This is a genomic window from Burkholderia sp. 9779_493, assembly GCF_015712215.1.
Taxonomy (GTDB): Bacteria; Pseudomonadota; Gammaproteobacteria; order Burkholderiales; family Burkholderiaceae; genus Burkholderia; species Burkholderia cenocepacia.
Window position 1 is genome coordinate 1 of the sequence record NZ_JACCQA010000047.1, and the last position, 23,690, is coordinate 23,690.

22 protein-coding genes and 1 pseudogene are annotated in these 23,690 nt (G+C 68.7%); 13 read left to right on the plus strand and 10 right to left on the minus strand.

All coding sequences use genetic code 11. From position 1 onward, the window contains the following. Positions 1-167: 167 nt before the first annotated feature. The 7 genes from H0X95_RS31685 to denD all read left to right on the plus strand — a co-directional run bounded on the left by H0X95_RS31685 (position 168) and on the right by denD (position 7,088). A complete protein-coding gene (locus tag H0X95_RS31685; RefSeq protein ID WP_059720692.1) occupies positions 168-872 on the plus strand; it encodes a FadR/GntR family transcriptional regulator in 705 nt (234 codons plus the stop codon). Positions 873-941: 69 nt separating this feature from the next. Next, the gene (ltnD, locus tag H0X95_RS31690; protein ID WP_196446345.1) at positions 942-1,832 is read left to right on the plus strand and encodes an L-threonate dehydrogenase; all 891 of its coding nucleotides are present in this window, start codon (positions 942-944) and stop codon (positions 1,830-1,832) included. A 19-nt stretch (positions 1,833-1,851) separates the two neighbouring features. Continuing rightward, positions 1,852-3,153: a 3-oxo-tetronate kinase gene (otnK, locus tag H0X95_RS31695; protein WP_059720690.1), complete on the plus strand. Its 1,302-nt coding sequence runs from the start codon at positions 1,852-1,854 to the stop codon at positions 3,151-3,153. Then, the gene (gene otnC, locus H0X95_RS31700) at positions 3,150-3,788 is read left to right on the plus strand and encodes a 3-oxo-tetronate 4-phosphate decarboxylase (RefSeq protein ID WP_059720689.1); all 639 of its coding nucleotides are present in this window, start codon (positions 3,150-3,152) and stop codon (positions 3,786-3,788) included. Before otnK ends, otnC begins: the two co-directional genes overlap by 4 nt. Positions 3,789-3,910: 122 nt before the next feature. Next, complete coding sequence (locus H0X95_RS31705) at positions 3,911-5,236, plus strand: MFS transporter (protein WP_006489121.1); 1,326 nt, start codon at positions 3,911-3,913, stop codon at positions 5,234-5,236. A 75-nt stretch (positions 5,237-5,311) separates the two neighbouring features. Continuing rightward, complete coding sequence (otnI, locus tag H0X95_RS31710; RefSeq protein WP_006496822.1) at positions 5,312-6,088, plus strand: 2-oxo-tetronate isomerase; 777 nt, start codon at positions 5,312-5,314, stop codon at positions 6,086-6,088. Between the two features lie 28 nt (positions 6,089-6,116). Beyond that, positions 6,117-7,088, plus strand: a complete 972-nt coding sequence (denD, locus tag H0X95_RS31715) for a D-erythronate dehydrogenase (protein ID WP_006489120.1) — start codon at positions 6,117-6,119, stop codon at positions 7,086-7,088. A 262-nt stretch (positions 7,089-7,350) separates the two neighbouring features. Here denD and H0X95_RS31720 read toward each other — a convergent pair whose 3' ends face one another. Beyond that, positions 7,351-7,626: a DUF4148 domain-containing protein gene (locus tag H0X95_RS31720; protein ID WP_048989543.1), complete on the minus strand. Its 276-nt coding sequence runs from the start codon at positions 7,624-7,626 to the stop codon at positions 7,351-7,353. 71 nt (positions 7,627-7,697) lie between these two features. After that, positions 7,698-8,042 carry a DUF4148 domain-containing protein gene (locus tag H0X95_RS31725; RefSeq protein ID WP_006496820.1) on the minus strand — a complete coding sequence of 115 codons (345 nt, stop codon included), beginning with the start codon at positions 8,040-8,042 and terminating at the stop codon, positions 7,698-7,700. Between the two features lie 206 nt (positions 8,043-8,248). Here H0X95_RS31725 and H0X95_RS31730 point away from each other — a divergent pair, with 206 nt between their 5' ends. From H0X95_RS31730 to H0X95_RS31740, 3 genes are all read left to right on the plus strand, one after another. Continuing rightward, the gene (locus H0X95_RS31730) at positions 8,249-8,938 is read left to right on the plus strand and encodes an aspartyl/asparaginyl beta-hydroxylase domain-containing protein (RefSeq protein WP_006489133.1); all 690 of its coding nucleotides are present in this window, start codon (positions 8,249-8,251) and stop codon (positions 8,936-8,938) included. 101 nt (positions 8,939-9,039) lie between these two features. Then, a complete protein-coding gene (locus tag H0X95_RS31735; RefSeq protein ID WP_006489119.1) occupies positions 9,040-9,309 on the plus strand; it encodes a MoaD/ThiS family protein in 270 nt (89 codons plus the stop codon). A 73-nt stretch (positions 9,310-9,382) separates the two neighbouring features. After that, positions 9,383-10,531, plus strand: coding sequence for a WD40/YVTN/BNR-like repeat-containing protein (locus H0X95_RS31740; protein WP_006496819.1), 1,149 nt, complete (start codon positions 9,383-9,385; stop codon positions 10,529-10,531). Here the strand turns inward: H0X95_RS31740 and H0X95_RS31745 are convergent. Beyond that, on the minus strand, positions 10,518-11,462 hold the full coding sequence (locus H0X95_RS31745) for a LysR substrate-binding domain-containing protein (RefSeq protein ID WP_006496818.1): 945 nt from the start codon (positions 11,460-11,462) through the stop codon (positions 10,518-10,520). The genes H0X95_RS31740 and H0X95_RS31745 overlap by 14 nt on opposite strands. A 137-nt stretch (positions 11,463-11,599) precedes the next feature. Between H0X95_RS31745 and H0X95_RS31750 the strand changes: the two genes are divergently transcribed. Next, a complete protein-coding gene (locus H0X95_RS31750) occupies positions 11,600-12,025 on the plus strand; it encodes a PACE efflux transporter (protein ID WP_012493547.1) in 426 nt (141 codons plus the stop codon). Positions 12,026-12,034: 9 nt separating this feature from the next. Here the strand turns inward: H0X95_RS31750 and H0X95_RS31755 are convergent, their stop codons facing one another. The 6 genes and pseudogenes from H0X95_RS31755 to H0X95_RS31780 form a co-directional block, all read right to left on the minus strand. After that, entirely contained in the window at positions 12,035-12,661 is a 627-nt protein-coding gene (locus H0X95_RS31755) for a trimeric intracellular cation channel family protein (RefSeq protein WP_034178320.1), read from the minus strand. A 293-nt stretch (positions 12,662-12,954) separates the two neighbouring features. Continuing rightward, positions 12,955-13,902, minus strand: coding sequence for a choline ABC transporter substrate-binding protein (locus H0X95_RS31760; protein WP_006489128.1), 948 nt, complete (start codon positions 13,900-13,902; stop codon positions 12,955-12,957). A 102-nt stretch (positions 13,903-14,004) separates the two neighbouring features. Further along, positions 14,005-15,003: a GlxA family transcriptional regulator gene (locus H0X95_RS31765; protein WP_006489109.1), complete on the minus strand. Its 999-nt coding sequence runs from the start codon at positions 15,001-15,003 to the stop codon at positions 14,005-14,007. Between the two features lie 107 nt (positions 15,004-15,110). Further along, complete coding sequence (gene choW, locus H0X95_RS31770) at positions 15,111-16,007, minus strand: choline ABC transporter permease subunit (RefSeq protein ID WP_006491873.1); 897 nt, start codon at positions 16,005-16,007, stop codon at positions 15,111-15,113. Continuing rightward, positions 16,000-17,291 (minus strand): annotated as a pseudogene (locus H0X95_RS31775) (quaternary amine ABC transporter ATP-binding protein); the annotation flags it as partial. The gene choW and the pseudogene H0X95_RS31775, both read right to left, overlap by 8 nt. Next, positions 17,257-17,610 (minus strand): hypothetical protein, encoded by a 354-nt coding sequence (locus H0X95_RS31780; protein WP_006489122.1) that lies wholly within the window; start codon positions 17,608-17,610, stop codon positions 17,257-17,259. The gene H0X95_RS31780 and the pseudogene H0X95_RS31775, both read right to left, overlap by 35 nt. A gap of 164 nt (positions 17,611-17,774) precedes the next feature. Between H0X95_RS31780 and H0X95_RS31785 the strand changes: the two genes are divergently transcribed. Both H0X95_RS31785 and H0X95_RS31790 read left to right on the plus strand, forming a co-directional pair. Next, positions 17,775-21,149 carry a DUF2339 domain-containing protein gene (locus H0X95_RS31785; protein WP_059720688.1) on the plus strand — a complete coding sequence of 1,125 codons (3,375 nt, stop codon included), beginning with the start codon at positions 17,775-17,777 and terminating at the stop codon, positions 21,147-21,149. Further along, positions 21,146-22,504 (plus strand): DUF3999 domain-containing protein, encoded by a 1,359-nt coding sequence (locus tag H0X95_RS31790; RefSeq protein ID WP_196446346.1) that lies wholly within the window; start codon positions 21,146-21,148, stop codon positions 22,502-22,504. The genes H0X95_RS31785 and H0X95_RS31790 overlap by 4 nt, the downstream gene beginning before the upstream one ends. Positions 22,505-22,670: 166 nt before the next feature. On the opposite strand, the gene H0X95_RS31795 is transcribed toward H0X95_RS31790, so the two are convergent. Next, entirely contained in the window at positions 22,671-23,468 is a 798-nt protein-coding gene (locus H0X95_RS31795; protein ID WP_006496810.1) for a GNAT family N-acetyltransferase, read from the minus strand. Positions 23,469-23,690 lie beyond the last annotated feature (222 nt).

Genomic DNA, 23,690 nt, shown 5'->3' on the forward strand with positions numbered 1-23,690 from the left:
CCCTCTTCGATTGCGGATCGACACACGTTCACATCGGTTTCGCCGCTTTTGGAACCGGTTCCAGTCAACTTGGCCGACGTTCACCTCTGTAAAACGAGGGTTATCCCGGATGCTGATGCCCGCTCAAATTTGTATGATGACCACATCACCTTACAAACCTGAGCATCATGTTCGAGAAAATTCCCGCCCGGGCGATGAGCGACCATGTCGCGCAGCAACTGCTCAAGCAGATCGAAGTGGGCAGCTTCTCGGCCACCGGCAAGCTGCCGACCGAGGCCGTGCTCGCGCAGGAATTCGGCGTGAGCCGCACCGTGATCCGCGAGGCGATCTCGCGGCTGAAGAACGAAGGCGTGGTCGAGCCGCGCCAGGGCAGCGGCGTGTTCGTGAACCAGCACGGCGCGATCCGGCCGCTGCGGATCGACTACGCGGAAGCCGTCGAGGCGAGCTCGCTGCCGCATCTGCTCGCGGTACGCCGCGCGATCGAGGCTGAGGTCGCGGCCGAAGCCGCGCTGCACCACACCGCCGACGACATGGCCGACATCGACGACGCGCTGCGCAAGATCGACGAAGCGGTGGCCGAAGGGCGCGACGGTGTCGCGGAAGACGTCGCGTTCCACCGCACGATCGCGGCCGTCACCGGCAACCCGTATTTCCTGAAGACGTTGCAGTTCCTGAACCAGTACCTCGAAGCCGGCGTGAAGGTCACGCGGCGCAACGAAGCGACGCGCGAGGACTTCTCGCGGCAGGTGCGCGAGGAGCACGCGGCGATCGCCGACGCGATCCGCGCACGCGACCCGATGGCCGCCCGCAACGCGGCGCGCACGCACATGTACAACGCCGCCCGCCGTCTCGCGGAAGCCGGCATCTGCTGAAAGCCGGCGGCGCGGCCGTTCCCGGCAGCGCCGCCGTCACGAACCTCCCCGAATCGATCAAGGTTGACCATGTCACGAAATGTTGGAGTCATCGGCCTCGGCGCGATGGGCCTCGGCGTCGCACGCTCGCTGCTGCGCGCCGGGCTGCGCGTGCACGCATGCGACGTGCGCGACACCGTGCTGCAGGCGTTCGCCGCCGAAGGCGGCATCGCGTGCGCGACGCCGGCCGAACTCGGCGCGCAATGCGACGTCGTCGTCACGCTCGTCGTCAATGCCGCGCAAACGGAAACGGCGCTGTTCGGCGAACACGGCGCGGTCGCGGCGATGAAGCCGGGCGGCGTCGTGATCGCGAGCGCGACCGTCGCACCCGAATTCGCGGTCGCGCTCGGCGCACGCATCGAGGCAGCCGGCCTGCAGATGCTCGACGCGCCCGTGTCGGGCGGCGCCGCGCGCGCGGCCTCCGGCGCGATGACGATGATGACGTCGGGCCCGGCCGCCGCGTATGCCGGCTGCGAGGACGTGCTCGCCGCGATCGCCGGCAAGGTGTACCGCCTGGGCGACGCGCACGGCATCGGCTCGAAAGTGAAGATCATCAACCAGTTGCTGGCCGGCGTGCATATCGCGGCGGCCGCCGAGGCGATGGCGCTGGGCCTGCGCGAAGGCGTCGATGCCGACGCGCTGTACGACGTGATCACGCACAGCGCCGGCAATTCGTGGATGTTCGAGAACCGTGTGCCGCACATCCTGAACGGCGACTACACGCCGCTGTCGGCCGTCGACATCTTCGTAAAGGATCTCGGCCTCGTGCTCGATACCGCGCGCCGCAGCAAATTCCCGCTGCCGCTGTCGGCCACCGCGCACCAGATGTTCATGAGCGCGTCGAGCGCCGGCCACGGCGGCGAGGACGATTCCGCCGTGATCAAGACTTTCCCCGGCATCACGCTGCCGCCCGCCCGCTGATTCGAACGACGCTTTTGCCATGACCGCTTCCGCTTCCCGTCCCCTGCTCGGCTGCATCGCCGACGATTTCACCGGCGCGACCGATCTCGCGAACATGCTCGTCAAGAGCGGCATGCGCACCGTGCAGACGATCGGCGTGCCCGCCGACGGCGCTGCTGCCGACACGATCGTCGACGCCGACGCGATCGTCGTCGCGCTGAAGTCGCGCACGATTCCCGCCGCCGACGCCGTCGCGCAATCGCTCGCCGCGTACGAATGGTTGCGCGCGCAAGGGTGCCGCCAGTTCTTCTTCAAGTACTGCTCGACGTTCGATTCGACCGACGCGGGCAACATCGGGCCGGTGGCCGACGCGCTGCTCGACGCGGCCGGCGGCGACTTCACGGTCGCGTGCCCGGCATTCCCCGAGAACGGCCGCACGATCTATCGCGGCCACCTGTTCGTCGGCGACGTGCTGCTGAACGAATCGGGGATGGAGAATCATCCGCTCACGCCGATGAAGGACGCGAACCTCGTGCGCGTGCTGCAACGGCAGACGCAGTCGCCGGTCGGCCTGATCCGCTACGACACGATCGCGCTCGGCGCGGCCGCCGTGCGCGCGCGGATCGACCAGCTGCGCGCCGAAGGTGCGCGTTTCGCGATCGCCGACGCGCTGTCGGACCGCGATCTCTACGTACTCGGCGAAGCGTGCGCAGGCCTGCCGCTCGTCACCGGCGGCTCGGGCATCGCGCTCGGCCTGCCCGCGAATTTCCGCCGCGCGGAGCAACTGCCCGAGCGCGACAACGCGGCGTCGCTGCCGCGCATCGACGGCCTGTCGGCGATACTCGCCGGCAGCGCGTCGAAAGCCACCAACGCACAGGTCGCCGCGTGGCGTGCGACGCGGCCGAGCTTCCGCATCGATCCGCTCGCGGCCTCGCGCGGCGAGCCCGTCGTCGAGCAGGCGCTCGCGTTTGCGCGCGCGCACCTGCCGCAGCCCGTGCTGATCTACGCAACGGCCACGCCCGACGAAGTGAAAGCCGTGCAGCAGGCGCTCGGCGTCGACGCGGCCGGCCATCTCGTCGAAAGCACGCTCGCGGCGATCGCCCGCGGGCTGCGCGAACTCGGCGTGCGCAAGTTCGTCGTCGCGGGCGGCGAAACGTCCGGCGCGGTCGTGCAGGCGCTCGACGTGAAGTCGCTGCAGATCGGCGCGCAGATCGATCCGGGCGTGCCGGCCACGGCCACCGTCGACGCGCAGCCGCTTGGCCTCGCGCTGAAATCCGGCAACTTCGGCACGACCGACTTTTTCGACAAGGCGCTGCGCGCGCTGGACGGAGCCGCACGATGAGCGACGAAGCCAAACTGCGCGAAGAGATCTGCGTGGTCGGCGCAAGCCTGTACGCGCGCGGCCATGCGGCCGGCAGCGCCGGCAACATCAGCGCGCGCCTGCATGACGGCTGGCTGATCACGCCAACCGACGCCTGCCTCGGCCGGCTCGACCCGAACGACATCGCGAAAGTCGGCGCCGACGGCCAGCCCGTCTCGGGCGGCAAGCCGTCGAAGACGCTCGCGCTGCATCGCGGCATCTATGCGCGCAACGCCGCAGCAAACGGCGTCGTCCACACGCATTCGACGCACCTCGTCGCATTGACGCTCGCGGGCGTGTGGCGCGACACCGACGTGCTGCCGCCGATCACGCCGTACTACGTGATGAAGGTCGGCCACATTCCGCTGATCCGCTACCGCCGCCCCGGCGACCCGGCCGTCGCGGCCGAAGTCGCGGCGCTGGCCGACCAGGTGCGCGGCGTGCTGCTCGATCGCCTCGGCCCCGTGATGTGGGGGCCGTCGGTATCGCACGCGTCGTATGCGCTCGAGGAGCTCGAGGAAACCGCGCGGCTGTGGCTGATGACGCAGCCGAAGCCGGAACCGCTGTCCGACGCCGCGCTCGACGAACTGCGCCAGACCTTCGGCGCGCGCTGGTAACGCGTCGCCGTCCGGATCACGCACCGCTTCCCATGCCCGCCGTGTGCGCGGGCCCTTCCGTCAGCACACACACGATCCGGCGGCGTACGCGCCGCCGGTACACGATAGTCCAGGAGACGACGATGACTGCTCTCGACGCGGCCGCAAGCCGCTCGCCCGCCGCGGCCGCCCAATCGGGCGAACTCGACCGCACCTACAAGAAAGTGTTCTGGCGCATCGTGCCGTTCCTGATGCTCTGCTACGTGGTCGCGTATCTCGACCGCGTGAACGTCGGCTTCGCCAAGCTGCAGATGTCGCAGGATCTCGCATTCAGCGAAACCGTGTTCGGGCTCGGCGCCGGGATTTTCTTCCTCGGCTACTTCCTGTTCGAACTGCCGAGCAACATGCTGATGCACCGCATCGGCGCGCGCATCTGGATCGCGCGGATCATGATCACGTGGGGGCTGCTGTCCGCGCTGTTCGCGTTCGTGAAGACGCCCACGCAGTTCTACGTGCTGCGCTTCCTGCTCGGCCTCGCGGAAGCCGGCTTCTACCCGGGCGTGATCCTGTACCTCACGTACTGGTTCCCGTCGCACCGCCGCGCGAAGATCATCGCGGTGTTCATGTCCGCGATTCCGGTGTCGGGCATCTTCGGCAACCCGCTGTCGGGCTGGATCATGGAACGCTTCCACGGCGGCTCGGGCTTCCACGGCTGGCAATGGATGTTCATGATCGAAGCCGTGCCGGCCGTGCTCGTCGGCATCGCGACGATCCTGTATCTCGACAACAGCATTCGCAGCGCGAAATGGCTCGACGAGCGCGAGAAGCAGTTGCTCGAAGACGAGATCGCCGCGCAGCCGCAGGAACAGCAGAAGCACGGCCATTCGCTGAAGGCCGTGTTCTCGGACCCGCGCATGTGGTGGATGTCGCTGATCTACTTCGCGTTCGTCACCGGCCAGTACGGGCTCACGTTCTGGATGCCGACGCTCGTGAAATCGACCGGCATCACCGATACGCTGCAGATCGGCCTGCTGTCGGCGATTCCGTTCGTCGTCGCGATCGTCGTGATGAACCTGTTCGGCCACAGCGCGGACAAGCGCCGCGAACGCCGCTGGCACCTGATCGTGCCGGCGCTGATGGGCGCGATCGGGTTTGCGGTCGCCGCGTCGTACTCGCACAATACGGCGGTGTCGATCGTGTTCCTGTCGCTCGCGGCAGGCGGCGTGCTGACCTGCGCACCGCTGTTCTGGTCGCTGCCGACCGCGTTCCTCGCCGGCTCCGCGGCCGCGGCCGGGATCGCGATCATCAACTCGGTCGGCAACCTCGCCGGTTTCGCGAGCCCGTACGTGATCGGCTACCTGAAGGACGTCACGCACAGCACGTCGTCCGGCATGTACGTGCTCGCGGCGATGCTCGTGCTCGGCGCGATCGCGGTATGGCTCACGCCGCCCAAGCTCGTGAACCGCTGATCCGCCGCCGGCCGATTCATCATTCGACGCGGGGCGCATAGCGCCCCGCTCCCTTCATTCACAGGACCCGCTGCCATGCCCCGCTTCGCCGCCAACCTCTCGATGATGTATACCGAGCATGCGTTCCTCGAACGCTTCGCCGCTGCCGCCCATGACGGTTTCAAGGCCGTCGAGTACCTGTTCCCGTACGACTTCGCGGCCGAGGACATCCGAGCGCGCCTCGACGCGCACGGCCTCGAACAGGCGCTGTTCAACGCGCCGCCGGGCGACTGGGCCGCGGGCGAACGCGGCATTGCGTCGCTGCCGGGCCGCGAGGACGAATTCCGCCGCGGCATCGACCAGGCGCTCGACTATGCGCGCGTGATCGGCAACAGGAAGCTGCACGTGATGGCCGGCATGGTCGCGCCGGGCGCCGACCGCGCGCGCCATCGCGACACCTACCTGGCGAACCTGCGTCATGCGGCGCAGGCGGCGGCCGCGCACGGCATCACGATCCTGATCGAGCCGATCAACCAGCGCGACATGCCCGGCTATTTCCTGAGCCGCCAGGACGACGCGCAGGCGATCCGCGCGGAAATCGGTGCACCGAACCTGAAGGTGCAGTTCGACTGCTACCACTGCCAGATCGTCGAAGGCGATCTCGCGATGAAGCTCAAGCGCGATTTCGCGGGCATCGGCCATATCCAGATCGCGGGCGTGCCTGAACGCCACGAGCCGGATGTCGGCGAACTCAACTACCCGTACCTGTTCGCGCTGATCGACGCACTCGGCTACGACGGCTGGATCGGCTGCGAGTATCGGCCGAAGGCCGGCACGTCGGAAGGCCTCGGCTGGCTCAAGCCGTACCTGTAATTCAAGCATTCCTCAGAGGGCAACCAACATGAAAGTACTGATCACCGGCGGCGCCGGCTTTCTCGGCCAGCGTCTTGCGCGCAAGCTGCTCGAGCGCGGCGAATTGACCGGCCCGGACGGTCGCAGCGAGAAGATCGACGAGCTGGTGCTGCTCGACGTCGTCAAGGGCAGCGATTTCGGCGATGCGCGCGTGACGTCGATCGTCGGCGACATCGCCGATCGCGCGGTGCTCGACAGCGCGATCGACACGCAGACGGGCGCGATCTTCCACCTCGCGGCGATCGTCAGCGGGCAAGCCGAAGCCGATTTCGATCTCGGCATGCGGATCAATCTCGACGCATCGCGCACGCTGCTCGAAGTGTGCCGCGCGCGCGGCCACCAGCCGCGTGTCGTGTTCACGAGCTCCGTCGCGGTGTACGGCGGCGCGCTGCCCGACGTCGTGCAGGACGACACCGCGCTGAACCCGCAATCGTCGTACGGTGCCGAGAAGGCGATCGCCGAACTGCTGCTGTGCGATTACGCGCGGCGCGGCTTCGTCGACGGCCGCGTGCTGCGGCTGCCGACCATCAGCGTGCGGCCCGGCCGCCCGAACGCGGCCGCGTCGTCGTTCGCGAGCGGCATCATCCGCGAGCCGCTGAACGGCGAGGAAAGCGTGTGCCCGGTGCCCGGCTCGACGCGGCTGTGGCTGCTGTCGCCGCGCGGCGCGATCGAAGCGCTCGTCGCCGGCTGTGAACTCGACAGCGCGAAGCTCGGCAACAAGCGCGTGATCAACCTGCCGGGGCTGTCGGTGTCGGTCGACGAGATGATCGCGGCGCTGCGCGACGTCGCGGGCGACGAGGTCGTCAAGCTGATCCGTCATGCGCCCGACGAACGCGTCGAGAAGATCGTCGGCAGCTGGCCGGGCCGCTGGGATACGTCGCGCGCGGAAGCACTCGGGCTGAAGGGCGACGCGTCGTTCGCGGACGTGATCCGCAGTCATATCGCGGACGAACGGCGCTGATTTGCGCCGGGCCGGGCCGGGCCGCGTCGACGCGGCCCGGCCGGACTTTCCGACGCGCCACGACGCGCGTCGCGTCCCGCCCGCGTGCCGGCCTACCCGGACGCTTCGCGTCGAGCGCGAGCGCCGGCATGAAGCACGCATCGGCGCCGGGACGACACCGCACCCCCGCTCCACACGATTCGTATCCGCGCGACCCGCAGCGCGCGCGCCTCGCTCTGTCGCGATGCCGGCGGTCTCTCGCAACACGGGGACATGTCGGCCCCTAGTTGCCGACCTGCGCCGGCATGCCGGATTCGGCCGCCGGCGTCGCCGACGCCGCCATGCGCGCCCGATCCTGCTCGGCGAGCTTCGCTTCCGCGGCCTGGATGTCGGCCGGATACTCGCCGTCGTCGCCCTTCGCCGGGTCGTACCCGGCCGCTTCGAGACGCATCAGTTCGTCGCGGACCTGCGCACGCGTCAGCGGGGCGGCCGCTTGCGCGAACGCCGACTGACCGGCGAGCGCACCGATCATCATCAGTAGTGCGACATATGTTTTCATCATGAACTCCTTCAACGTGATGTACCGATCAACCATGGGGCAGGCGTGAGCTGCGCATGCAGGCGGGTGGATCAGCTGCCGAAATAGATCGTGCAGAAGCTCGCGGGGCCGACGCATGCGGCGGTGCCCGGACGCGGCGACATCGCCGCCGGCTTGCCCGCTTCGGACGACAAGGCCGGATCGCTGCCGACCGCCGTGCTGGCCTGCCGCTGCGGCATCCGCTCGGCTTGATGCTGAAACAGCGGGCTCACATCCGGATACGACGTATCGGTCACGAAGCGCAACCCGTTGTTTTCGGCATCGATCAGTTCCTGCCGGACCTGCTCGCGCGTGAGCGCCTGTGCCGACGCTTGCGTCGCGACACCTGCGAGAGACATTGCCGCCACCGTGGCGGCCACCAGCCAGTGCGTATTCATGTTCCACTCCTTCATCGATCAACGAGACGACGTGCTACACCCGTATGACGACGGAGGGGTCGTGTTTATTCCCGGCTTGCCATTCGCGCCGGCCGGACATTCAACTGTCATTCATTCGTCAGCCGGCGTAACCTGACGTAACGCAATGCCCGTCGCGCTTCGGGCAGACTGACCAGCACTTCATCCGGACCGCCCATCGATCGCCCATGTCCGCCGCCTACGACCATGCAGCCGCCCTGCTGCGCACGCTGTACGACCGCCATATCGACAGCGGTGCGGTGCTCGACGCGGCCGCATTCCCGGATGCCGAGCGTTTCGTGCGCGCGTGGCCCGCGATCCGCGCGGAGGCGCTGGCGGTAGCACGCGACATGCCGCGCATCCCGCGCTTTCACGAAATCATGCGCGAGCAGTACGACATCTCGGCCAACGACGCACGCGACTGGCGCATGTTCATCATGCAGGCGTACGGGCAGCCGTTTCCGCGCAACCTGTCGCGCTGCCCGACCGTCGCGTCGCTCGTCGCGGCGTCGCCGGACGTGCTGTCCGCGTCGCTGTCGTTCCTCGCGCCCGGCAAGCACATCCCGCCGCATCGCGGGCCGTTTCGCGGCATCCTGCGCGGGTATCTCGTGCTGTCGATGCCGACGCGCGCGGACGGTACACCGGCCGCCGTGCTGAAGGTCGATGGGCACGAATACCGGCTCGACGAAGGCCGCTTCCTGCTGTGGGACGACACATTCACGCACGAGGTGTGGAACGACAGCGACGCGGTGCGCATCGTGCTGCTGCTCGATATCCGCCGTCGCGGGATGCCGCGCTGGCTCACTTGGCTGTCGAATGCGGTGATCGGCGTCGTGCGGCTGGGGATCCGGATCCGGGGGCGGTCGATTCCGGTGTAGCCGCCGCCACCCTGCACGGCGCCTTCAATGCACCTTTCGGCGCGCGCCGGATCGCCTACACTACAAGCCGTCCCTTCGTGCGGCTCCTGCCAGCTACCGCCATGGCGCACCTCTTCTTCGCCGCGTCGATCCAGCGGCATGTCGAAACGCCCGAGCGCGACATCGACGCGCACACGGTCGGCGAAGCATTCGACACCATTTTCAGCGAGCAGCCACGGTTGCGCGGCTACATCGTCGACGACCAGGGCGCGCTGCGAAAGCACCTGTCGGTGTTCATCGACGGCCAGCCGATCCGCGACCGGCAGCGCCTGTCCGATGCGCTCGGGACCACCAGCCGCGTGTATGTCGTGCAGGCGCTGACCGGCGGATAAAGGGACCGATGCACGGGCGCATCCCCATACCAAGTGCCGCCGTACCAAGGCGAACCATCCGGAGACATCGCACATGAACGATCGACTGCTCGTCGCCACCCGCAAGGGCCTGTTCGTCCTGCAACCGGACGGCAACGGCGGCTGGACGCCCGGCGAACCGCATTTCATCGGCGAGCCCGTCAGCATGGCGCTCGCCGATCCGCGCGACGGCACGCTGTACGCGGCGCTCAATCTCGGTCATTTCGGCGTGAAGCTGCATCGGCTGCGCGCAGGCGCCACCGACTGGGAGGAATGCGCGGTTCCGGTTTATCCGCCGCAGCCAGCCGATGTGTCGCCTGCCCGTGCCGACACGCGCGCAGGCAGCGGCGACACCGACGACGAGCCTGCCGGATCGCCGCAACCGCCGTGGACGCTGCAGCAAATCTGGTCGCTCGAAGCCGGCGGCGCGGACGAACCCGGCGTGCTGTGGGCCGGCACGATTCCCGGCGGCCTGTTCCGCTCCGACGACCACGGCGACTCGTGGGTCCTCAACCGCGCGCTGTGGGATCGCCCCGAACGCGCCGAATGGGGCGGCGGCGGGTACGACGCGCCGGGAATCCATTCGGTGATGGTCGATCCGCGCGACAGCCGGCACGTCACCGTCGGCGTCTCGTGCGGCGGCGTCTGGCAGACCGTCGACGGCGGCGCGACCTGGCGCGTCACGGCGGAAGGCATGGAAGCCGACTACATGCCGCCCGAGCGGCGCGGCGAGCCGAACATGCAGGATCCGCACCGCGTCGTGCAGTGCGCGGCCAACCCGGACGTGCTGTGGACCCAGCATCACTGCGCGATCTTCCGCTCGACCGACGGCGGCGAACACTGGCGGCGCATCGAGGCCGAGCCGTCGAGCTTCGGTTTCGCGGTGGCCGTGCATCCGCACGAACCGGATACCGCGTGGTTCGTGCCGGCCGTGAAGGACGCGTGCCGGATCCCGGTGAACGGCCGGTTCGTCGTCACGCGCACGCGCGACGGCGGCCGCAGTTTCGAGAGTCTGTCGAACGGGTTGCCGGCCGCGCCGGCGTACGACCTCGTGTACCGGCACGGGCTCGCGGTGGACGATTCCGGCAGACGCCTCGCGATGGCGTCGACGACGGGCGGATTATGGACGTCCGCCGATGGCGGCGAGCACTGGCAACAGATATCGGCGCACTTGCCGCCGGTCTATTGCGTCAGCTTCGGGTAGCGGCGCGGCGCTCATCGGGCGCGATCCGCGCCACCGCGTCGCGGGTCCGGGCGATTTCCGCTTCGAGCCAGTCGAGAAACCGCCTGACCTGCGGCTCGCGCTCCCGCCCCGGCCGGCACAGCGCGACGAAGCGCGCGCCGTCGAGCCGCACCGCGGGATCGATCGGCATCAATGCGCCGCGCTCGACATGCTCGGCGGCCAGCACGGAGCTGAGCAGCGCGACACCCTGCCCGTGCAGCACGGCCTGCAACGCGTAATGCTCGTCGTCGTAATGGCGAAACACCGCGCGTTCGAGCCACGCTTCCCGGCCCGCCGCACGGCACCACGACGCCCAGTCGACCGACACGGGCAGCGGCGTGTCCCACACGGTCTCGATCAGGTCGAGCGGCGCGTCCGTGCGATGCGCATCGAACCCGGCGGCCGCATACGCGCCGAAGTACTCGTCGATCAACGCAATCTCGTGCAGCGCGGGAAACTGGCGCGACGTCGCGCGAATCGCGAGATCGATCCGTGCATCGCGTTCGAGATCGACGAGCGCGTTTCCGGTTTCGACCTTGATGTGCAGATGCGGATCGACGCGGCGAAACGCACCGAGACGCGGAATCAGCCACATCGCGGCAAAGGCAGGCGTCGTGGTCAGCACGAGCGTGCGCTCGTCGGCCGCCTCCGGACGCACCGCGTCGAGCCCGCGGCTCAACGCCAGCAACGCATCGTGACTCGCGCGAAACAGCCGCTCGCCTTCTTCGGTCAGCCGCACGCCGCCCGCGCCGCGCTCGAACAGCAGCACACCGACGCGGCTCTCGAGCGCCTTGATCTGGTGCGACACGGCCGCCGGCGTCACGGACAACTCGTCCGCGGCAGCCTTGAACGTGCCGAGCCGTGCCGACGCTTCGAATACACGTAATGCGGTCAGGGGAATTTTCGAGAACACGGAGCCTCGCGGGCCGGATGCGGCCGGGTTGAATTGGATTCAATCCGGGTGAGATTAGGTGAATTGAAGCGGGTGCGCAACGCGGCTAGCCTTGCGGGACGTTGCGGCATGGCGCCGCCGTCGAACCGGAGGAACCCGTGCAAGGCCTACCGCGCAGGATCACGCAGGCGGTGCTCTACGAAGCGATCGCCATTTCCTGCATCTCGCCCGTGATCGCGGCGATCTTCAAGCAGGACCTCGTCTACTCGGGTGCGCTGTCGGCGACGATGTCGGCGATCGCGATGCTGTGGAACCTGATCTTCAACGCACTGTTCGAGCGCTGGGAAGCGTCGCGCCGACAGCCGGCGCGTACGCTCGGGCGGCGCATCCTGCACGCCACCGGATTCGAGGGCGGACTGATCTTCATCCTCGTGCCGGTCGTGTCGGGGTGGCTCGACATCTCGTGGTTCGACGCGTTCGTCGTCGACATCGGGCTGTTCGCGTTCTTCTTCTGCTACGCGTTCGTGTTCCAGTGGGCGTTCGATCGCGTGTTCGACGTGCCGGCGGCGACGAAGGGATCGTGAGTCGGGCGCTTACGCCCCCGCGGCAATTTTCGGCAACTGCCAGCCGAAGCGCACCGCCGCCATTCGCAGCGCAAAGCACGCGACGCCGCCCAGCACGGCCGCGACGACGGGCGGGCAACCGAGTCGCCGGCACGACACGACGACGACCGCACCGAGCAGCGCCGCGCTCGCGTAGATGTCGGTGACCAGCACGACCGGTATCCGTGCGAGCAGCAGATCGCGCACCACGCCGCCCCCGCAGCCGGTCACGGCGCCCATCAGCGTGGCGATGAACGGGTGGACGCGAAATTCCAGCGCCTTCACCGCGCCCGCGACCGCGAACAGCGCGAGGCCGGCCGCATCGAGCGCCGTCAGCAGCGACGGCGGGAACGACGCGACCCGCGCATGAAACACGAATGCGAACAGCCCGGCGGCGAACGCAAGCGCCGGATAACGCCAGTCGCTCACGGCGCTCGGCGGGCGGGCGCCGATCAGCAGGTCGCGAATCACGCCGCCGCCAAGCGCGACGACGAGCGACAGCACCATCACCCCGAACAGGTCGAGTCCGGCGCCGATCGCCGCATTGGCGCCCTCGATCGCGAACACCGCCGTGCCCGCGAGATCGGCGGCGAGCACGACTTGCTCGATGCGCTTCATGCGAATGAACGGCCGCGGTGCGGGATCGCCCGGTTGCAGCCAGCATCGACCGAAGCGGTCGCGCCATTCGGTCGCGTGGCGGCTGCCGATTGCCATCCGGATGTATCGAGCGTGCTGCGGGTCATTGCCGTCTCCTCGATCGGGATCGAGCAGTCTAGCGCATCGCCGGCCGGCGGTCGGGCCAAGCGCGAAGCGGGCAGCAAAAAACCGGCGCAAGCAGGGCACCCTGCTTGCGCCGGCTCATCATGCACGTCAGGTTTTGGGTCGCAACCGCCAAGCCCGACAGGTCACCGTCAATGCACGCCGAGGTACGCCTTCACCGCCGGCAGGCCCGGCTTGCCGTCGAGCGTCGTCACGCCCGCGAGCCACTTGTCGAGGGCTTGCGGATTCGCCTTCAGCCATTCGGCGGCGGCCTTGTTCGGATCCTGCTTGTTCATGATCGGCACCATCACGTGGTTCTCGATCGACGTCGTGAACTGCAGGTTCGACACGAACTTCGCGACGTTCGGGCAGCGCTGCGAGTAGTCGGGCGGCGTCGCCGTCAGCACCTTCGCCTCGCCGTAGTTCGGGCCAAACACGTCGTCGCCGCCGGTCAGGTAGTCGATCTTCATCTGCACGTTCATCGGATGCGGTTCCCAGCCGAGGAACACGATCCACTGCTTGTCGCGGATCGCGCGATTCACCTCGACCAGCATCCCGGCCTCGCTCGACTCGACCAGCTTGAACTTGCCGAGGCCGAACTGGTTGCCGTCGATCATCTTCTTGATCAGCGCATTGCCGTCGTTGCCCGGCTCGATCCCGTAGATCTTGCCGTTGAGCTTGTCCGCGTACTTCTGGATGTCCGCGAACGACTTCAGGCCGCCCTGGTACACGTAGTCGGGCACCGCGAGCGTGTATTTCGCGCCGGTCAGGTTGGGCGTCGCGAGCACCTTGATCGTGCCGGCCTTCGTGAACGGCTGGATGATCGGGTCCATCGTCGGCGACCAGTAGCCGAGGAACACGTCGATCTGCTTGCTCTTGATCCCGGCGAACGTGATCGGCACCGACGCGATCGTCTTCGTCGGGTTGTAGCCGAGCCCCTGCAGCATCGTCGACGCGAGGCCCGTGGTCGCCGCGATGTCGGACCAGCCGACATCGGCGAAGCGCACGTTCTTGCATACGGGCGGATCGGCCGCATAAACGGCCGACATCGGCGCGGCCACCCCGATCCCGCACACCGCTGCGATCAATAGGCGCTTCATCTTGCTTCTCCTCAAAGTGATGTCGTTTGCTTGAATGCGGGATCGTTTATTGAAGCCGCGCGCCGCGATCCCGGCGACGTCGCGGACCGAATGACCGCCCGTTCAGCGCCCCGGCAGCCGGCGCTCGTAGCTCGGCGCATGGCCGAACTGCGCGCGGTATGCCTTGCTGAAATGGCACGGCGAATGAAACCCGCAGACCGTCGTCACGCGCGCGATCGATGCATCGGTCGTGCGCAGCAGGTCGCGTGCGCGCTTCAGGCGCAGCGTCAGGTAATAGTGGGTCGGCGAAACGTTCAGGTACACCTTGAACATGCGCTGCAGATGCCGCTGCGACAGCCGCACGAGCCGCGCGAGTTCCTCGAGCGACAGCGGCTCCTCGATGTTCGCCTCCATCAGCCGCACGACCTCGATCAGCTCCGCGCGCGAGAAGCCCACCCGCGCATCGACCGGAATCGGCTGCGTATCGGTCGAACTGCGGATGCGCTCGAGGATGAACTGCTCGGATACCTGCGCGGCCAGTTGCTGGCCGAAGCGCATGCCGACGAGGTTCAGCATCAGGTCGAGCGGCGCGGTGCCGCCGGTGCAGGTGAGCCGGTCGCGATCGACGACGAACAACTCGTCGGCAAAGCCCACCCGCGGAAATTCGGAATGCAGCGCGGACAGGTTTTCCCAGTGCACGGTGCAGCGATAGCCGTCGAGCAACCCGCTCGACATCAGCGCATAGGCGCCCGTGCAGATGCCGCCGAGCGGCAGCCCGCGTTCGGCGAGCGCCGCGAGCGTATCGCGCGCGCCCTCGTCGACCACGTCGCGGATGCGGATGCCGCCGCACACGATCATCACGTCGGGCAGGTTGTCGTAGTCGAGCGCCTGCGTGGGCCGCACCGCGATGCCGTTACTGGCATGCACGGGCGCGCCGTCGAGCGAGTAGATCGACCACTTGTAGTGTTCCGCCCGCCCGACGTAGTTCGCCATCCGAAGCACTTCGACCGCGCTCGAGAACGCGATCATCGAGAAGTTCGGCAGCGTCAGGAAGCCGAAATGGGCGAGGGACGAAACCGGTGAAACGCAGGCGGCGGGCGCGACAGCGACGGCGGACGTCACATCGGTCTCCTGGCGAGGAGGTTGCAGGGGGCCAGCCCCGCGGCCGAAGCCGCGGGAACCGTTATCTATTCAGGGTGTGCGGCCAGGTCGCTCCTGGCCGCCGAAGATCAGGCCTGTGCGGGCGCGGCCTTCACGCGAAACAGCTGCTTGAGGCCGGAGAACAGCGGCGCCTTCACGGTGCCCGGTGCGCGGCCGAAGCTCTCGGTGATGCGGTCCAGAATGATCGCGAGCAGCACGACCGACAGACCGCTTTCGAAGCCGAGACCGATGTCGAGGCGCTGGATACTCGCGAGCACGTCGTTGCCGAGGCCGCCCGCGCCGACCATCGACGCGATGATCACCATCGACAGCGCCATCATGATCGTCTGGTTCACGCCCTGCATGATCGACGGCAGCGCGTTCGGGAACTGCACCTTGTACAGCAGTTGCCACGGCGTGCAGCCAAACGCCTGGCCGGCTTCGACGATCTCGCGGTTCACGTGGCGGATGCCGAGGCTCGTGAGGCGCACCGCGGGCGGCATCGCGAAGATCACCGTCGACAGGATCCCCGGCACGCGGCCGAGACCGAACAGCATCGCGGCCGGAATCAGGTAGACGAAGGCCGGCATCGTCTGCATCAGGTCGAGGATCGGGCGCACGATCGCGGCGACCCACTTGCTCTTCGCGGCCCAGATGCCGAGCGGAATGCCGAGCACGAGGCTGATGATCGTCGACGACAGCGTGAGCCCGAGCGTGATGACCGTCTGGTCCCAGAAGCCGGTCGCGAAGATCAGCAGCAGCGACGCGGTGGTGAACAGCGCGAAGCGCCAGCCCACCCGCCACAGCCCGACGCCGATGAAGATCGCCATCATCAGCCACATCGGGATCGCCTGCAGGCCATGCTCGACGAATGCGGCGAGCCCTTCGATCGCCTGACCGATCGCGTCGAACGTCTTCGCGTCGTGGTCGAGCAGGTAGTGAACGGACTGGTCGACCCAGCTACCGAGCGGAATCATTTCAGACATGGGAGCCTCGCGAACGCGTGATGGCCTTCAGGATGAGCGCGCGATCGACCGAGCCGCAGTAGCAGCCGTCGTCGTCGACGACCGGCAGTGCATTCGGGCTCGCGACCACGCGCGCGACGACATGGTCGAGCGACGCATCGCGCCGGATGCTTTCGATCGGCCGCACGGACGGCGTGTCCTGGCCGATCGCGTCGCGCGTGACGAAGCCGCGGATCTTGCGCTGGGCATCGAGCACGAACGCGTATTCGGCGCTGCCGTTCAGCGACGCCGCGACGTTCGCGGCATCGCACTTCGACACGAGCGGCACGGCGCCCGTCTGCATCAGGTCGCCGGCCGTGAGATAGCGGCTGGTGTCGATGCCGTCGAAGAACGCGCGCACGTAATCGTCGGCCGGGTTCGCGATGATGTCCTGCGGCGTGCCGACCTGCACGAGGCGGCCGCCTTCCATGATCGCGATGCGGTTGCCGATGCGCAGCGCTTCCTCCAGATCGTGCGACACGAACATGATCGTGCGACGCTGTTCCTTCTGCAGTTGCAGCAGCACGTCCTGCATTTCGCGGCGCTTGAGCGGATCGAGTGCGGAAAACGCCTCGTCCATGATCATCAGCGACGGGTTCACGGCCAGCGCGCGGGCGAGGCCGACGCGCTGCTGCATGCCGCCCGACAGCTCGGACGGCAGCTTGTGCGAAAACGGCGCGAGGCCGACCTGCTCGAGCACTTCCATCGCGCGGCGCTCGCGCTCCTTCTTGCCCATGCCCGCGACTTCGAGCCCGAACGCGGCATTCGACACGACGGTGCGATGCGGCATCAGCGCGAACGACTGAAACACCATGCTCATGTCCTTGCGGCGCAGCGCGGTCAGCGCCGAGCGGCGCGCCGACGCGACGTCGAGCCCGTCGATCAGCACCTTGCCGGCGCTCGGATCGACCAGCCGGTTCACGAGGCGGATCAGCGTGGACTTGCCGGAGCCGGACAGGCCCATCAGCACGAAAATTTCGCCTTCCTGCACATCGAAGGAGACGTTGTGCACGCCGACGACCTGACCGGTGCGCTTGAGCACATCGTCCTTCGTCGCGCCGGCGGCGAGCATGTCGAGCGCCTGCTGCGGATTGCTTCCAAACACCTTGCACAGACCTTCGACCACAACCTTGGGGGCATCCATCGAAACCTTCTCCTCGTGTAGCGGGGACTCGCGCTTGTCATAGCGTGCCTACATAGTTGCCAGAAAAAACCCCGGCCTGCCGACGAATTACGACAAACGCTTGCGCAAATACGACACAGCCTCCGGCCCCGTCCGGCGGGCCGCGCCGCCGATTGCGGCAGCGCAATACGCGCCCGGCCAGCAACGACGGGCATCGCCCGCCGGACTTGTGCGCAGCAGCGCGGCGAACGGCACATGAGGTTTTGCGTCAGGTCGCATCGGGCACGCGTCGTTTTGCGACAAATCGACGTCCGTTCCGGCGTCGATCTGCTCAGACGAAAGCGCGCATCCATTCGCCAGTAAAAAGCATGACCGTGCAAAAAGCCGGATGGCGACACCGAACGGCGCATGCCGCGATACCGCGTCACCCCCGGAATTCGGCGCGGGCACGCTGTGATACATTCCCCGCAAACACGCCGATCGCGACGATGCCGCGGGCCTTTCGCACGAGGGCCGAGCCGCACGGCGCGCGCATGCCGGTTCGCCTGCCGGCCGTGCTGAAACCGCCTCGATCCGGTGCGATCCGCGATCGAAGGACGATAACGATAGTGAGAGGGAGCAAGGCGTTGAACTGGGCATTCGCCGTAATCGGTTTCATCGTGGGCGGCATCGCTGCCTTGATCGGGGATTTCTCGGCCGGGAGCGGCTCGCTGCTCGGGGCCGCCGTCGGATTCTGCGTCGGGCACGCGCTGCGGCAACGCAAGCAGCAGAACCCGCGCGCCACGCCCGACGCGTTCGCGGTCTCCGCGACGCCGCCGCCCCCGTTACCGCTCGCCGATCGCGTCGCGCGCCTCGAAGCCACCGTCGACACGCTCACGCGCGAACTCGACGCGCTGCGTGTGCAACTCGCGGGCGCGACGGCCGGCGCGGCGACTTCCGGCGGCATCGCGCACACGGCTTCGGCGAGCGCCACATCCGCCCCGCTGCCGGCGCACTCCCCGACACCGCCCGTACCACCCGCGCAACCTGCTGTCGCACGGGCAGGTACATCGGCCTCCACCTCGGCACCGGCGCCCGCCTCGACGCTCGCGCCGGCAACCGCCGCGCGCCCGGCCGCATCCGCGCCTGCCCCCGTCGACACCACGACGATCCCCCCGGCCGCACCGGCCCGCGCTGTCCCGCCCGCACCCCGTGAACCCGGCATCGCCGAACGCGCATTCGGCGCCGCGCGCGACTGGCTGCTCGGCGGCAACACGGTCGTGCGCGTCGGGATCATCGTGCTGTTCTTCGGTGTCGCGTTCCTGCTCAAGTACGCGGCCGACAACGACATGCTGCCGATCGAGTTCCGCCTCGCGGGCACGGCGCTCGCCGCGGCCGCGCTGCTCGCGATCGGCTGGCGCGTGCGGGCGCGTCGCGCCGCGTACGGCCTCGTGCTGCAAGGCGGCGGCGTCGGCATCCTGTACCTGACGATCTTCGCCGCGACCAAGCTGTATGCATTGCTGCCCGTCGGCGCCGCTTTCCCGCTGATGGTCGCGGTCTGCGCGCTGAGCGCGTTCCTCGCGGTGCGGCAGAACGCGCTGCCGCTCGCATTCATGGGCAGCGCGGGCGGCTTCCTCGCGCCGATCCTGCTGTCGACCGGCCAGGGCAACCATGTCGCGCTGTTCAGCTACTACGCACTGCTGAACGCAGGGATCTTCGCGATCGCGTGGTTCAAGGCGTGGCGCCCGCTGAACCTGCTCGGCTTCGTGTTCACGTTCACGATCGGCTCCGCGTGGGGCGTGACCGCCTATCGTCCCGCGCTGTTCGCGAGCACCGAGCCGTTCCTCATCCTGTTCTTCCTGATGTATGTCGGCATCGCGCTGCTGTATGCGGTGAAACGCGAACTCGCGCTGCGACACTACGTGGACGGCACGCTCGTGTTCGGCACGCCGATCGTCGCGACCGCGCTGCAGGCGTCGCTCGTCAAAGGCATGCCGTTCGGGCTCGCGTGGAGCGCGGTCGCGCTGTCGGCGTTCTACGTCGCGGTCGCCGCATGGCTCGCGCGCCGCCGCGACCGCCTCGGCCTGCTGTTCGAATCGATGCTCGCGCTCGCGGTGATCTTCGCGACGCTCGCGGTGCCGCTCGCGTTCTCGGGGCCGACGACCAGCGCCGCGTGGGCCATCGAAGGCGCGGCCGTCGTGTGGCTCGGCGTGCGCCAGAAGCGCCTGCTCGCGTTCGGCTTCGGGCTGCTGATGCAGGTCGCCGCGGCCGGCGCGTTCTTCACGAGTCTGCTGGGCCCGGCCGACACGGCCGCGCTGCCGGTGCTCAACAGCCCGTATATCGCGATGCTGCTGATCGCGCTCGCCGGCCTGTTCACCGGCTGGTGGCTGCACGGGCGCGGCGAAGCGCGCGCGTGGCACGCGTGGATGCCGGAGATCGGTGTCGCGGCCGCCGCGTGGGGGCTGCTGTGGTGGGTCAGCGGCGGGCTGCACGAGATCCTCGTCTATGCGAGCCGCCATGTCGACCTGCATGCCGACCGCTTCGTCGTCGATACGACCGCGCTGTTCGCGGCCGGCACCGCATGGCTCGCGCACGTCGCGCGCCGCCGGCTCGCATGGCCGCTCGCCGAATGGCCCGCGCTCGCGCTCACGCCGGTGCTGGCGCTGCTCGCGCTGCGCGCGTTCGACGCGCACGAAGCGCCGCTGTCGGGCATGGGCGCGTTCGCGTGGCCGATCGCCGTCGGCGCGGGGCTCGCGCTGCTGTGGCGCCAGTCGCGCGGCACGACCGCCGCCGCCGCGAACGGCACGGCGTCCGCCGTTGCAGCAGGCATTCTCGCGCCGCTGCATACGCTGACGTTCTGGACCCTGTGCGGACTGTTGTCGCTCGAGGGTTTCTGGCGCCTGCGCACGTTCGTCCCGGAAGGCGCGTGGAGCTGGAGCGCATGGGCGTACGGCTTCGGCGCGCTGCTCCTGCTCGTATCGGGCCCCGGCTCGCGCCTGCGCTGGCCGGTCGCCGCGTTCCCGCGTGCGTATCAGGTGTGGGGAGCCGCGCCGCTCGCCGCGCTGCTGTGGCTGTGGAGCATCGCCAGCACGGCGAGCGACGGCGACGCCTCTCCGCTCTTCTGGCTGCCGCTGCTCAATCCGCTCGACGTCGCGCAGGGTCTCGTGTTCGTCGCGTTCGTCGCGTGGCTGCGTCGCCTGAAATCGCTCGGCCTCGCGTGGCATCCGCGCGTCGTCGACTATATGGCGATCGCGACCGTGTTCCTGTGGTTCAACGCGCTGATGCTGCGCACGCTGCATCACCGCTTCCACCTGGGCTACGACATCGATACCGTGCTGTCGTCGTTCGGCATCCAGCAGGTGTTCATGGTCGGCTGGAGCCTGTTCGCATTCGCCGGAATGTGGCTCACGCGCCGCGACGGCATCGCCCGCCTCTGTGCGTTCGCGTCGCTGCCGCTGATCGTCGTGATGTGGGCGTGGACCTTCTACGCGAACTTCACGCAGGACGGCGGAAGCTGGGCGCGCGTACCGCTGTTCAACCCGCTCGATCTCGTGCTCGCGGTCGTCTATGCGCTCGCCGCGTCGTGGTTCGTGCGTGCGCGCAGGCTCGGCTGGTCGTTCGACGCGTATCGCGTCGAGTTGCTGGGTGCGGCCGGCGCGACCGGGTTCCTGTGGCTGAACGCGATCCTGCTGCGCACGCTGCATCACTGGGCCGGCGTGCCGTACGAATTCGGCGCAATGGCGGAGTCGACGCTCGTGCAGGCGTCGGTGTCCGTGTACTGGACGGTCTGCGCGCTCGCGATCACGATCTGGGCCACGCGCCGCGGGCTGCGACCGCTGTGGTTCGTCGGCGCCGCGCTGCTCGCGCTCACGGTCGTCAAGCTGTTCCTGTTCGACCTGTCGCACGTCACCGGCATCGAGCGCATCGTGTCGTTCATCGGTATCGGCGTGCTGCTGCTGTTGATCGGCTATTTCTCGCCGCTGCCGCCGAAGGCCGCCGCGCAACAGGACGGCCAGCCATGAAACGACTCGCCGCCCTGTTCGGGCTGAGCCTGCTCGCGTCGTTCGCGGCAGCCGACGGCGCGCCGAACGCCGGCCGCGTCACGCAGCGCTTCGCGCTCGACCTCGACGGCAGCGCCGCGTATTACCAGCTCACCGTGCCGCAGCCCGTGTATGCGGCGAGCCGGCGCGACGACCTCGGCGACGTGCGCGTCTTCAACGGCGCGGGCGAGCCGGTGCCGTACTCGCTCGATGCACCCGCCGCGGCCGCATCCGGCGTGCCGCCGTCCCGCACGCCGGTGCACTGGTTCCCGCTGCCGCCCGTCCGCGCCGAACACGGCAATGCGCCGCTCGGCGTGACGGTCGGCCCGGACGGCGCGCTGCGCGCGGCCGTCGCGACGCCTTCGCACGGCAGGCACGGCGCGGATCTCGTCGACCTGTCGCATGCCGACGGCAGCATCGATGCACTGCTCGTGCACGTGAACGACGACAGCTACCAGGGGCGCGTGTCCGTCGAAGCCAGCGACGACCTGCGCAGTTGGCGAGCGCTCGGCAGCACGCAGTTGCTGAAGGTCGGCCGCGGCAACGACATGCTGGTGCAGGAGCGCATCGCGCTCGAAGGCGCGGCACCGCGCTACCTGCGGCTCGGCTGGCTCGACGGCGCGCCCGCGATCGCGTCGATCGACGTCGAGACGCATCCGCGCGACGCGCGCGGCACCGACACGGCGTCCGTGCCGCGCCAGTGGCGCGATGCCGTGCGGATACGCGCCGGCGGTGCGCCCGGCGAGTATCTGTTCGACACCGACGGCGCGTATCCGGTCGACCGCGTGCGCATCGACCTGCCGCAGCCGAACACCGTCGCGCGCGCGACGCTGCAAAGCCGCGCCGATGCGCAGTCGCCGTGGCGCGACGTGGCGTCCGCCGTGCTGTTCCGGCTGCAGGGCAAGGGCGGCGAGCAGCGCAATCCGCCGTTCGAGTTCGTCGCGAATACGGATCGCGCGTGGCGAATCGTCGTCGACATGCGCAACGGCGGGCTCGGCGGCGGCCAGCCGGCCGTCGCGATCGGCTGGCATCCGGCCGCGCTGACCTTCGTCGCGCGCTGCTCGCCGCCGTTTACGCTCGGCGTCGGCGATGCGTCGCTCGTGTCGTCGGCCGTGAGCCGCGACGCACTGCTGGTCGGCATGGCGCCGGAAGTGCGGCCCGCCCGCGTCGGCGCGGCGCTGCCGGTGTCCGCGGTCGCGCCGGCGGCAGCCGCCGATGCGGATGCCGGGCGCCGCTACGTGCTGTGGGGCGCACTGGTGATTGCGGTCGGCGTGCTCGGCGCGATCGCATGGCGCCTCGCGAAAGGCGGCGGCGAGACGCGCGACCGCGACGAATGACGCCGACACGCGTTTGCGTGCCGCTCGACGCGGCGTTCATCGAGCAGGTTCGTTCCTTCGGCCATCGCGGCGCGTGACCACACCGGTTCATCGAGCGATCCGCGCCCCGTCTTCGCGGGAAGGCCACGCGACGCGCCTGCGGCACGAGCAGGCGCCCTGCCCGCCGCTATCGCGCCACGAAGCGGCCGTGCTGACGCGGCCGCCACGGCGACGACCGACGACTGGCCGCACCGGCCGCACCGGCCGCTCGGCGCGCCGCGAAACGTCCGGCGCGACGCCAGCCCGACTCGCGCCGGGCCATCGCGACGATGCGCGGCGCCCACGCCTGCATGACACGCCGCACCGCCGCCACGCGCGCAGCCAGCCGCGCTGCCGGCAACACGCGGCGTGCCGCACGTGCAACGGGCCGTTTGCACAGGATCGCGCTGTCGTAGCACTTGCCGGCGAAACGCATCACGTCGACCACCTCGAAACCCTGCGCGCCATAGAACGCCAGCAGGTGCGCAGCAGGATGCGGCGTATCCAGCGCGAGCAGCGCATAGCCGCGCAACGCGGCCCACTGCTCGGCGAACGACAGCAGCAACGCGCCGATCCCGCGACTCTGGCAAGCCGGGTCCACCGCCACCTGACGCACGCTCGCGACGCCTTCGCGCCGGTACAACGAGCAGGCCGACGACGGATCGGTCGCATACAGCGTGGCCGTGCCGACGACACGCCCGCCGCACACGGCGACATAGCATTCGCCCGCTTCCGCGCGGCGGCGCGTGACGTCTTCGTCCTGATCGACGCACGTACAGTTGAGCCCCATCGCACCGAGCCGCGCGAACGCGCGGTGCAGCATCGGCGTGAGTTGTGCATAGCTGTCGACTGCCGGATCGAAACGCCGGACGATCACCCGATCGGCACACACCAAAGGCGGTGCGGCAGGGGTGCGTTCGGCGATCGCGTTCCAGGGTATCGACATGGCCAGGCTCCGTGGTGAAGATGCACGAAGTCTAGGAGCGCGCCGGCAGCCGTCGCAAGAAAAAATGTCGTAAAAATCCCGGGGTAGCGCGGGTGGCGGAGGACCCGATGGAGACGGTGCGTTCCGATGCAGCGTGCGCGTCTTGGCGAACGCATCGAAGCACCGGTCGTTGTTCGCGCAAGCAACCGAGCACGCCATGAAGTCGCGCGGCGAGGCCCGTCC

What these genes read in the sequence shown, in the direction of transcription:
- H0X95_RS31685 (WP_059720692.1), top strand. Translation starts at nt 168, where the DNA reads ATGTTCGAGAAAATTCCCGCCCGGGCGATGAGCGACCATGTCGCGCAG.
- ltnD (WP_196446345.1), top strand. Translation starts at nt 942, where the DNA reads ATGTCACGAAATGTTGGAGTCATCGGCCTCGGCGCGATGGGCCTCGGC.
- otnK (WP_059720690.1), top strand. Translation starts at nt 1,852, where the DNA reads ATGACCGCTTCCGCTTCCCGTCCCCTGCTCGGCTGCATCGCCGACGAT.
- otnC (WP_059720689.1), top strand. Translation starts at nt 3,150, where the DNA reads ATGAGCGACGAAGCCAAACTGCGCGAAGAGATCTGCGTGGTCGGCGCA.
- H0X95_RS31705 (WP_006489121.1), top strand. Translation starts at nt 3,911, where the DNA reads ATGACTGCTCTCGACGCGGCCGCAAGCCGCTCGCCCGCCGCGGCCGCC.
- otnI (WP_006496822.1), top strand. Translation starts at nt 5,312, where the DNA reads ATGCCCCGCTTCGCCGCCAACCTCTCGATGATGTATACCGAGCATGCG.
- denD (WP_006489120.1), top strand. Translation starts at nt 6,117, where the DNA reads ATGAAAGTACTGATCACCGGCGGCGCCGGCTTTCTCGGCCAGCGTCTT.
- H0X95_RS31720 (WP_048989543.1), bottom strand. Translation starts at nt 7,626, where the DNA reads ATGAAAACATATGTCGCACTACTGATGATGATCGGTGCGCTCGCCGGT.
- H0X95_RS31725 (WP_006496820.1), bottom strand. Translation starts at nt 8,042, where the DNA reads ATGAATACGCACTGGCTGGTGGCCGCCACGGTGGCGGCAATGTCTCTC.
- H0X95_RS31730 (WP_006489133.1), top strand. Translation starts at nt 8,249, where the DNA reads ATGTCCGCCGCCTACGACCATGCAGCCGCCCTGCTGCGCACGCTGTAC.
- H0X95_RS31735 (WP_006489119.1), top strand. Translation starts at nt 9,040, where the DNA reads ATGGCGCACCTCTTCTTCGCCGCGTCGATCCAGCGGCATGTCGAAACG.
- H0X95_RS31740 (WP_006496819.1), top strand. Translation starts at nt 9,383, where the DNA reads ATGAACGATCGACTGCTCGTCGCCACCCGCAAGGGCCTGTTCGTCCTG.
- H0X95_RS31755 (WP_034178320.1), bottom strand. Translation starts at nt 12,661, where the DNA reads ATGAAGCGCATCGAGCAAGTCGTGCTCGCCGCCGATCTCGCGGGCACG.
- H0X95_RS31760 (WP_006489128.1), bottom strand. Translation starts at nt 13,902, where the DNA reads ATGAAGCGCCTATTGATCGCAGCGGTGTGCGGGATCGGGGTGGCCGCG.
- choW (WP_006491873.1), bottom strand. Translation starts at nt 16,007, where the DNA reads ATGTCTGAAATGATTCCGCTCGGTAGCTGGGTCGACCAGTCCGTTCAC.
- H0X95_RS31780 (WP_006489122.1), bottom strand. Translation starts at nt 17,610, where the DNA reads ATGTATCACAGCGTGCCCGCGCCGAATTCCGGGGGTGACGCGGTATCG.
- H0X95_RS31790 (WP_196446346.1), top strand. Translation starts at nt 21,146, where the DNA reads ATGAAACGACTCGCCGCCCTGTTCGGGCTGAGCCTGCTCGCGTCGTTC.
- H0X95_RS31795 (WP_006496810.1), bottom strand. Translation starts at nt 23,468, where the DNA reads ATGTCGATACCCTGGAACGCGATCGCCGAACGCACCCCTGCCGCACCG.